The organism is Ensifer sp. Root142 (assembly GCF_001426785.1).
In the GTDB taxonomy this organism is placed as follows: Bacteria; Pseudomonadota; Alphaproteobacteria; order Rhizobiales; family Rhizobiaceae; genus Ensifer; species Ensifer canadensis.
Map to the genome: position 1 here is coordinate 41,454 of NZ_LMFK01000030.1, position 9,071 is coordinate 50,524.

Here is a 9,071-nt window from a genome sequence, read left to right on the forward strand (position 1 = left end):
GCCGCTCGTGCGGCGCGGGAACAGGCTGCCACTGCCAAAGGTGCCCAGGACGAGCAGCGCCAGCAGATCCTCCGGCAGGCTGAGCAGGATCGCCAGCGCAGCAATGACCGCGATGGCGCGGAGCGGTAGGCTCGATACTACTCTTCCATCAAGCCGCCAGTTCAGGGTCTTAGGTCACCGCACCTCCACCAAGGGATCAACAGGAGCTTGCCAGCTCGAAGCCGGTCTTTTCGCTCGTCGAGAACACGCGAACAATCGACGCGTTTTCTTTNGTCACCGCACCTCCACCAAGGGATCAACAGGAGCTTGCCAGCTCGAAGCCGGTCTTTTCGCTCGTCGAGAACACGCGAACAATCGACGCGTTTTCTTTCTCCGCCATCGGACCCTTTTCGATACGATTGCGGGGAGCGCGCCTCCCGTTTTTCATTGCGGCGCACCGCAATGAACAGACGCGAGCGCCCGCACCGATGCCGGCTGCCGTTACGTTCTGGGGACCATTTTGGCTTATGAGCGGCGAGAGGAAGCGGAGGCCGCCTTCGCCAAGGCCTGGAGCTGGACCCCAACCACGCCGACACCTGGGCCGCCATGTCGGACATGTCCGTGCTGGACGGTTGCCGACGGACTAGCGCAGATCGAAACAGCTCTGCGCTCAATCCCTATCCGACCTGCTGGTATCTTTGTCATCTTGGGCAGGCGCAATACGAGGCGGCAACCGCTACACTCCGCAGGAAAGACACGTATCGTACCAACTCACGCAAATTCCTGGCTGCTGCGCTTGCGCAGTTGGGCCACCGTGAGTAGGCGCGGCGAATGAAGACAGGATGCCTTGCGAAATATTTAAGCAGCTTCGCCGAGCGGGCAACCAGTGTCGCTCACCTCTTTTGGAGCGATGCTACGAGCATAGCAGCAATATTAATCTGATCGATTTCTCAAGTAACTGTGTTGGGGCATTGTCTATGAGACCGATTACGATCTTCGGATTCATCATTATTGGAGCTGTTTCTCTGCTGCCTCTTGGGGTCCTGCCGATCTGGCGACATCAAGCCCATTGCTGGATATGCGGCCCCTGAAGGTCGGCTCAACCTCGCGAATATCGGCAGAAATATTTGCCGCAACGCTGCCGGCATCGATGCCGAGATGTTCTATCCTTGCCGTAACCAGCCCGTCCTTAAGCGTTGCCGCCAAGGCAACGTCTGATGCCGAGATGGGTGCACGTCTATACCGACGGGTCGATCCACCTCAACCATGGTGGTACCGAGATNATATTTGCCGCAACGCTGCCGGCATCGATGCCGAGATGTTCTATCCTTGCCGTAACCAGCCCGTCCTTAAGCGTTGCCGCCAAGGCAACGTCTGATGCCGAGATGTCACCAAGGACAAGATCCCTGATGTTCACGCCGATATCGGCATCGAACCCGGTCAGAAGCTGCAAACCCGTCGAAGCGCCCGACTTCTCCGATTTCGCGTTGGGTTGCGACGAAGCCGAGGTAGTAGCCTCAAGAAATGCGCTCAGGTCCAACCGGTCANCTGCAAACCCGTCGAAGCGCCCGACTTCTCCGATTTCGCGTTGGGTTGCGACGAAGCCGAGGTAGTAGCCTCAAGAAATGCGCTCAGGTCCAACCGGTCGGCGTCGATGTCAGCGAGAAACCGCGGGCGATTGCCGGGAAGAGTGCGTCGAGGCCAAGAGCCTCGTCTCCAACGAGCAATTTGCCGCCGCGGATCTGGTAGCTGCCATTGGTGTTGAGGGCGACTTGTCCGGTGGCCTCGAATGCGGAGAGCCCGGGGRCGGGGGCGGGATCCGCCTCGAAGGAAAGGCTCAGGTCAGCTGGCTGTCGTTCAAGCAACGGGCGCACGGAGGAGATCGCGTGCGTCATCTGGTAGTGGCGTTCCTCGATACGGGCGCTCGCCGAAAGGGAAAGTTGATCGTCGATGTCGGGTACTGCGAGTGAAAGGTCGATATCGGTTATGACCTGCTTCGCACCNGATCGTCGATGTCGGGTACTGCGAGTGAAAGGTCGATATCGGTTATGACCTGCTTCGCACCGGCAGTGCTTTGCTGTCTCAAAGTGCCACTGACAACCAAGGCCAAGAAAGAATCGCATTATATGTCCCCGTGGCGAATACAACTGATTCGTTATCGTTTTCCGGGGTGAAAAGATTTGCGAGCCACCCACAGAGGCTCGACAAATGTCGCGACTTGGAGATTGCCTTCCCAAAAGCAAGATGCAACACCCGTTGTCCCCCCGCGATCACGATATCTCAGCTGACTTGCAGCACCTCTCCGGTGTCATGCTTTTTCACGAAGTCGACCCGTGAGCCATCCCAGTGATAGCTATAGTGACGGCCTTGCATCGGAACCGGGATTACGTCCGGCCAGAAGATGCCGATGCATAGTCCACCCGGCATCCGAACGCTGTTCCACAAGAGGCCGTCGCTTCCTGCGGCGCGCAGGGCATGCCCCTCCAACTGCGACGCTGTGTAGTCGTTCGGGTCCAGAACATCCGGCACAGCGCTCACATCATGAAGCGCGCGATCGATACTGCCGATAAGAACACGGAAGTCCGCCGTCCAACCGGGTTCCTCGCTTGTTGCTCGCATGAATCTCTCGTGATGATGAATGGTTTCGGCAACAGCAACGTCTTCACTAGCGCCGGCATAGTAGATCCCATAACGACCGTCCGTGAAGCGGCCAGGCCGTAAAGTGGAACAATGTACGAAGGGCGCCATGACCAGACTTGCGCCCGGGCCGGCCACCCGGCGACCAGCCGGAACCTTTCCAAGGTCGCCGACCTCGAGGCGAATGCGTGGATTGGTTTTTTCTTCTACAGATACGAGCGCTTCCCAGTCGCGAGGGTCGGCGATATCTTCAAAGAGATCGATTGGCGGATAGATTGAGCGGATGATTCGATAGGTTTGCGGCCATTGAACGAGGGTGCGGACGGCCAGTCCACTCACCATGCACCGCGCTCCGCATCGATCCATTCACGCATGGCTGATAGATCGGACATCTCCCCGCGCAACATCATGGCAAGAGCACTTTCGCCAGCAAACGCGGTGTTGGGTTTGCGAATCCAAGCGTAGCTGCGGGCCGGCTCGTTGAAGAGATAGCGTAGCCCTTTGTGGATACCCATCAGATGAGCCATCCTCATCCTTAGATCCCGGTCGATTCTGCCGATGCTACCCTCTTTCCATCGAGCCCAAGTGCGCGCAGAAAGCCCGCCAAGCAGTGTGCACGCCTCGGCATCGGAAAGCTCCCAGGCCTTGAACAGATTGACGGTCGTGCGTGCCAGCGCTCCGGCTTCCTGATCCGTGATAACACCGTTGTTTGTCGCAGCAGGCGTGGCAACAATCGGTTGGAGCAGCATATCGCACCTCACTTTCTGGCATAAATATAACCCTCTTTTGCCAATTGGCAAGACCAGAGGCTCGATTCAGCGCAACGGCCCATTGATCCTCGAAAGATCAATCCGGATCTCGGTACGCCCCCCGGCGGCCATGCCGGAGTTTCTATTGTTCTCGACGGATTCGGGTTTAAGCTCGTGAGCCTCACCAGGCGGACCTTCGGTGGCATCAACTACGACAGTTTCGGCATAAGCCGGATCCTCCGTGCGAAATACCTTGACGCCCTCGAATTCCCCTGTCTTCCAAGCATGAACGGCGTCCTCGAAAACCTCTGGCAACACATCCTTCTCGTTGGAATTCCCATACCACTTCGCCACGATCCGCAGGATCCTTGCAAACATCATCGTTCCCATGCGCAGGTTCTCGCAGGCATTGAGGAGCTCTGGCTTCGGATCAGTCATGTCTTTGAAGGCGAAGCTGGCTGGATATTGCGTGATTCCGACGCGCACCACAGAGCTGGCGACATGCCGGCGGATGATTTCCATTGCTTCGCCATGTGCCCTTGCCTTCGGCACGAGGATCAACCGATCACCCGAATCACGACCGGCTTGATGATGAGCCGAGCCCAGGCGATCGTGCTTGCACGCTGAACCGAGACGATCGATGTGGCTTGCGGACGGTCGCTGCGAACCGCTGAGCGTGACGACATTGCCCACACGTTCCACTTGCTGGCCCAGCTTTCGCTGCGCTCCGGACCTGGGCTGCCTTAGTTGATCATGCAATGGTTGACTGGCTGCTTTCGGGGCGAAGCCCAATCGACCACAACGACTGCCGTGGGCGCGCAAAGCGCGCCACCCGCTATGCCGCTGGCGAAACTCAACGCGATCAGGACTCCCGTTCAGGCTTTGCGGCGGAAGTGCTTTGGTGCTGGCAGTCCGAGGGGATTATTCTTCCAATCAGACGCTTCTCTCCCGGGGGGAGCCCCTGCTCGATCAACCTGTCGAGGTAGTCGCAGTAAGGACTGCCTTCGTAGAATGGGTGGGCCGCCTCTCGGACGTGTTCGGCATTGAGGTTTGGAAATTTCTTCAAGGCATCAGAGATCCAGCTCCTCACTTCATCGGTGTTGCCCGCCCTGAGGGCGAGCAACGCTGCCCCAATGAATGGATAATAGGTTGTGCGTTCGAACGACGCGCCATCCCGTAGATGCATCCGTGCCGTCGAGAGGTCATCCGGCTCGCCTCTCAGCATCAAGCCAATACCGAGTAGTGTCTTGAACGCAAACATAGATGGATCGTGAGGACTGAGATCGATGGCATCTTGTGCGGCTCTAATCGTCGTATCGGCGTCCCTGAGCCGCACGGCTGCCATTCCATGTGCGAAGTGAAGAAACGCGTAGTTGGGATTTAATGCAAGGCCCTGTTGAGCGACAGGTATGGCCTCAGCCGCTCGCCCGTCCACCGTAAGAAGGAGCGACATCATCGCGTACGCGATATCGCTCCGCCTGTCGATTTCTAAGGCCTTCGTGGCGAACGATAGTCCTTCCTTGACAGCGACAGGCACGTCTGCGGCACGCCCCCAAAGGACGAGTGCGTATCGGTGACGAGCTAAATAGGCGTAGGGCAGTGCGAAATTCGGATCGTGTTCGAGCGCTTGTCGAAGGAACTTCTCCGCAGTGGCTTGAGAACCCGCTTCGAAGGAAAGCAATTCAGCAAGGCCGCGGTGACAAAGTTCCCAAGCAGTAAGGTTGTCCGTCGATTTGGCGAGGGCGAGGCCCCGTTCGTGCGCTCCCAGTTCTGGTTCAATGCCCGCAATAATCCGGCGTGTTATCTCATCCTGCACATCAAAAAAATCGGCGATCGGACGATCCCACCGCTCGGCCCAGATGTGTGCTCCGGACAGCGCGTCTATTAGCTGTACAGTGATCCTCAACCGATCACCTGACCGCCGAACCGATCCTTCCACGACATAGCGCACACCAAGTTCTCGGGCGATCTTGCGTACGTCCTTGGCTGTTCCCTTGTAGGCGAAAGTCGAGTTGCGAGCGATCACGAACAGCCATCGAAAGCGACCTAGCTCCGTGATGACGTCTTCGACCAGTCCGTCGACAAAGAAGTCCTGATCGGGCGTGGCAGAAAAATTCTGAAATGGGAGAACCGCGATCGAAGCACGTTCCTGGCCAGAGAGCCGAACCGGGCTCGGCGCGGTGCCGTCCACCTCGACCTGCCACACGTCAATTGGTTCGGGAATGTTCTTAACGGACTGTGGCCCGAGCCACGTCATCCCAGCCTCTATCTTGCCTTGCACATGATCGTAGATTGCACGAGATATGCAGATGCCTCCGGCGGGGGCGATGGTTTCCAAACGCGCAGTGATGTTGACGCAGTCGCCGAGGATGTCGTCCCCATCGATCACCACGTCTCCCAGATGAATACCGATCCGAAAACGCAGACGTCGGTCTTCCCCATGAGGAGACTCGCGCGAGATCAAGTTGCGTTGCATTAGAAGAGCCGCTCTTACCGCTAACACTGGCGATTGGAAATCGACCAGGAGCCCGTCGCCCATGGTTTTGACGATGCGGCCACCGCTTTCCATAATCGCCGGGTCAATAACGTAAGTTCGCGCATCGCGCAGCCGCGAAATGGTGCCTTCCTCGTCCGCCGCCATGAAACGAGAATAGCCGACCAAATCGGCAGCCATTATTGTGGTAAGGCGACGTTCCACGCTTGCCCCTCCGCCAAGAAAATAACGAATTGAAATGCAGCCCTCTGTTTCGGGACTACTCAAGCAATTTGGTAGCATTTTGGTCGGCGTCGAAATAGACGAAATGACGAAATTGGGATTTCACGCTGCTCAAATGTTCTAACTCCGCAGGAGCAGCTTTCGAAAAGCCGCTACAGGTTTTCAAACGTCCGAGATGAAGGCGCCAGCAGTCGCCGTTCCCATTACGCGCTACGCGCAGAGTTTTACTCAGGCCCGACGTCAAGGCGCTGTTTCAGAAGCCAATCCCAGAGCTCCGGATCATTTAAGGCGGCCCACTCGACGCCCGAGTGGTCCACGCCCTCCAGAACACTCAAACGAGCATTTCGCTTCAGACCCACAAGGCGCTCGTAAAGCACGACTGAATCCGACAAAGGGATGACTTCATCGTTCGTGCCGTGGAACACCCAGAAGGCTGCCTTTTCATTTGTCCTGCTAAGGTAGTGGCGGTTACCGCCGCCAGCGATTGGAACGACAGCCGCAAATTTTTCGGGAAACTGTTCTGCCATGGCCCATGCACCGAAACCGCCGCGGCTGAACCCCACGAGATAGACACGCGTGCGATCGACGCGATACTTCGACATAACCTCGTCGAGTGCGGCCTCCACTTTCTCGATCGGATAAAGCAGTTCTTCACTCGGATTCTGAGGCGAAAACACCAGGAACGGGAATGTCTTTCCATCCTCGACCAATTTCGGAATGCCACTTGATTTAACCTTCTCGATATCGGTCCCGCCCTGATCGCCGCCGTGTAGCCACACAACAAGCGGATACGCGCTGCCGGACGACGCATAGTCGTCTGGCGTGTACATCAGATAATTAAGATCGTTCTTTGTGCTGGCGCTCGATCTCGCCGCCAACTGCTCGGCATGCGTCACTCCCAGACTGCACATTCCACATACGGCCGCGAAGACCAGCGCCATGATGTTCCGCGTCATTGGATACCTCCTTCATGTTGTACGGCGTCTAGGCACATCAAATGGAACCCAGGAATCAAAACTCAATCTTTGGCGGAACCGTCGATGCAGCTATGCCAGACGGCTTCGAGCCCGTAGCGGTCAAGACGCCTTGGCCGCTGCCGCGGTGGTGAAGGTCATCAACGCGCCAGAACTCCCGGTTCAGGCTATGCGGGAGCCGTTCTTCAGGAGCAGCCGTGTGCACGGCTTGTTGCGAGGCTGTCTCGCGTTTTGGGTTAAAATGATCGCATAACGTGTCGACTGGAATGCCCCTGCGCTGGGCACTGCCGTGGAGCATGCAGGAGCGCTCAAGCGTATGCTCCACTTGTTATTTCGTCCTCCAGTGCTTTATGAAGGTAAATGCCTACATCGAGGTGACCCGTGAGCATCACGACTCTTTCCAGTCGAGAACTGAATCATGACGTCAGCCGCGCAAAGAAGGCGGCAAAGAGCGGTCCGGTGATCATCACCGACCGCGGCAGGCCTTCCCATGTGCTCATGACTTACGATGAATTCGAGCGCTTGAGCGGCAGGCGGCGCAGCCTTGTCGAGGCTCTCGCTATGTCTGGCCTTTCGGCGATCGATTTCGAGCCGCGCCGCGTCGAAGTCAGGCCGCGCGAAGTCGATTTGTTTTGAAGTATCTGTTGGACACCAACGTGATTTCCGAACTGCGCAAAGTTGGCGACGGCAAAGCCAATGCCAATGTGGTAGCGTGGGTCGGATCGGAAGGCGCGCTTCTTCATTTCCGCCATCACGGTTCTTGAATTGGAACGAGGAGTGCTCGGCGTGCAGCGCCGGGACGCCACACAGGGCGCTCGGCTGCGCTCTTGGCTTGACAGTCATGTGCGCCCTGAGTTTGCCGGTCGTATTCTTTCAGTTGATGATGCGGTTGCGACGCGTTGCGCGCACCTGCATGTCCCCGACCGGCGCAACGAAGCCGATGCGTTGATTGCAGCGACCGCTTTGGTCCACGACATGATCGTCGTCACACGCAAGGTCAGGGACTTTGAAGGCACCGGCGTTGTTGTGGTTGATCCCTGGCAAAGCTGACGGTTACAGCGCAAACAGGCTTGTCCCATATGCCGAACCGGCTCTGCCAGAAAATCCGGAAGCTTCTTGGCGCGATACAGCACAACGGGCGCTTCTAAGCAAGGGACTGAGGTACGCCTCGTGGCTCAGGATGCGGAAGAACCGCCCACGCAGAACGCACGGTCACCTGCCTGCATGGTCTGCAGCCGGATGTCGATGAACGCCAGCCAGCTGGACCGCGGCGCCGCGTGAGCCGGAATGATGGGCGAGGGATATTCGAGCGTCGCCTCGTGCCGACGCATCGAATATCCCAACGGCTGCCACCGTGCGCCAGTCTTTAAACCGCACCATTCCCCAAACGAGTTATGCCGACCGAACTCGACCTTTGAAAAAAATGCCCGCATCCGCGGCTGCGGGCAACTTCAAAACCGGATGAAGAGGCGGTGATCGAAGCCTTCTACCGCACCGGTTCTACGAAGGGACCCAAGTGGCCCACGCCATGCACCACGAGCAACCGCCGGTGCGCCAGTCCAAAACCCGGCGGCCCCGAAAAGGCAGCGAAGAACGTGAACCAGGCATGGTCCCCGTGGTGCGGAGAATGCAGCCTGGTTGGCTCGTTTTTTCGATCACGACGAAGCCCGTAACATCTTTCTGACCTTGCGCGAGAGTTCGTCAAGGGTCGCCATAAGCCGGCTCATCTGTGAGATCGAGGCCGTCAGGTCTGGACGGTACCGGATGACGAGATACTCTCTGTTTGATGAGAGACTGGCCAGGTGCTCCGCCGTGCGCCTGCGCAGAACGAGGCCGGCATCCACTGCTCTTCGTGTCCGCTCGCCAAGATCGAGCTGCAAGCCATTTACGGTGTCGCGATCGAGGCCCTTGGCAAGCAGGAGAGCATTCAGATGGAGCTCAATGGAATGGAGAGCGAGAAGGCGTCGCGGCGGGTGGCCGGACTTGGACACGCCCTCACCAAGCGTGACGGCCGCG

The 9,071-nt window shown here is 57.8% G+C and carries 7 protein-coding genes and 4 pseudogenes; 3 read left to right on the forward strand and 8 right to left on the reverse strand.

Annotation, left to right across the window (positions count from 1 at the left end; all coding sequences use genetic code 11):
- Positions 1-466: 466 nt before the first annotated feature.
- Positions 467-798, forward strand: a pseudogene (locus ASD52_RS37760) (adenylate/guanylate cyclase domain-containing protein); the annotation flags it as partial.
- 812 nt (positions 799-1,610) lie between these two features.
- Here ASD52_RS37760 and ASD52_RS24530 read toward each other — a convergent pair.
- The 6 genes and pseudogenes from ASD52_RS24530 to ASD52_RS24555 form a co-directional block, all read right to left on the reverse strand.
- Positions 1,611-1,982 (reverse strand): annotated as a pseudogene (locus tag ASD52_RS24530) (hypothetical protein); the annotation flags it as partial.
- Between the two features lie 277 nt (positions 1,983-2,259).
- Positions 2,260-2,958: an RES family NAD+ phosphorylase gene (locus tag ASD52_RS24535; protein ID WP_057225704.1), complete on the reverse strand. Its 699-nt coding sequence runs from the start codon at positions 2,956-2,958 to the stop codon at positions 2,260-2,262.
- Positions 2,952-3,365, reverse strand: coding sequence for an MbcA/ParS/Xre antitoxin family protein (locus tag ASD52_RS24540; protein WP_057225706.1), 414 nt, complete (start codon positions 3,363-3,365; stop codon positions 2,952-2,954). The genes ASD52_RS24535 and ASD52_RS24540 overlap by 7 nt, the downstream gene beginning before the upstream one ends.
- A 66-nt stretch (positions 3,366-3,431) precedes the next feature.
- Entirely contained in the window at positions 3,432-4,058 is a 627-nt protein-coding gene (locus ASD52_RS24545) for a conjugal transfer protein TraH (RefSeq protein WP_244497513.1), read from the reverse strand.
- A gap of 169 nt (positions 4,059-4,227) precedes the next feature.
- Complete coding sequence (locus tag ASD52_RS24550) at positions 4,228-6,063, reverse strand: adenylate/guanylate cyclase domain-containing protein (protein WP_244497514.1); 1,836 nt, start codon at positions 6,061-6,063, stop codon at positions 4,228-4,230.
- A gap of 242 nt (positions 6,064-6,305) precedes the next feature.
- Positions 6,306-7,022 carry an alpha/beta fold hydrolase gene (locus tag ASD52_RS24555; protein WP_244497516.1) on the reverse strand — a complete coding sequence of 239 codons (717 nt, stop codon included), beginning with the start codon at positions 7,020-7,022 and terminating at the stop codon, positions 6,306-6,308.
- A 414-nt stretch (positions 7,023-7,436) separates the two neighbouring features.
- On the opposite strand from ASD52_RS24555, the gene ASD52_RS24560 reads away from it, so the two are divergent.
- Together ASD52_RS24560 and ASD52_RS24565 are read left to right on the forward strand one after the other, a co-directional pair.
- Positions 7,437-7,691: a type II toxin-antitoxin system Phd/YefM family antitoxin gene (locus tag ASD52_RS24560; RefSeq protein WP_057211036.1), complete on the forward strand. Its 255-nt coding sequence runs from the start codon at positions 7,437-7,439 to the stop codon at positions 7,689-7,691.
- A pseudogene (locus ASD52_RS24565) lies at positions 7,688-8,105 on the forward strand (type II toxin-antitoxin system VapC family toxin). The gene ASD52_RS24560 and the pseudogene ASD52_RS24565 overlap by 4 nt, the downstream one beginning before the upstream one ends.
- Positions 8,106-8,230: 125 nt before the next feature.
- Here ASD52_RS24565 and ASD52_RS38785 read toward each other — a convergent pair.
- Both ASD52_RS38785 and ASD52_RS39155 read right to left on the reverse strand, forming a co-directional pair.
- Positions 8,231-8,386 (reverse strand): hypothetical protein, encoded by a 156-nt coding sequence (locus tag ASD52_RS38785; RefSeq protein ID WP_156613030.1) that lies wholly within the window; start codon positions 8,384-8,386, stop codon positions 8,231-8,233.
- A 324-nt stretch (positions 8,387-8,710) separates the two neighbouring features.
- Positions 8,711-9,071, reverse strand: a pseudogene (locus tag ASD52_RS39155) (hypothetical protein); the annotation flags it as partial.

Bases quoted from the DNA above. Each gene is read 5' to 3' on its own strand.
- ASD52_RS24540 (WP_057225706.1), bottom strand. From the start codon at position 3,365: ATGCTGCTCCAACCGATTGTTGCCACGCCTGCTGCGACAAACAACGGT.
- ASD52_RS38785 (WP_156613030.1), bottom strand. From the start codon at position 8,386: ATGCGTCGGCACGAGGCGACGCTCGAATATCCCTCGCCCATCATTCCG.
- ASD52_RS24555 (WP_244497516.1), bottom strand. From the start codon at position 7,022: ATGGCGCTGGTCTTCGCGGCCGTATGTGGAATGTGCAGTCTGGGAGTG.
- ASD52_RS24535 (WP_057225704.1), bottom strand. From the start codon at position 2,958: ATGGTGAGTGGACTGGCCGTCCGCACCCTCGTTCAATGGCCGCAAACC.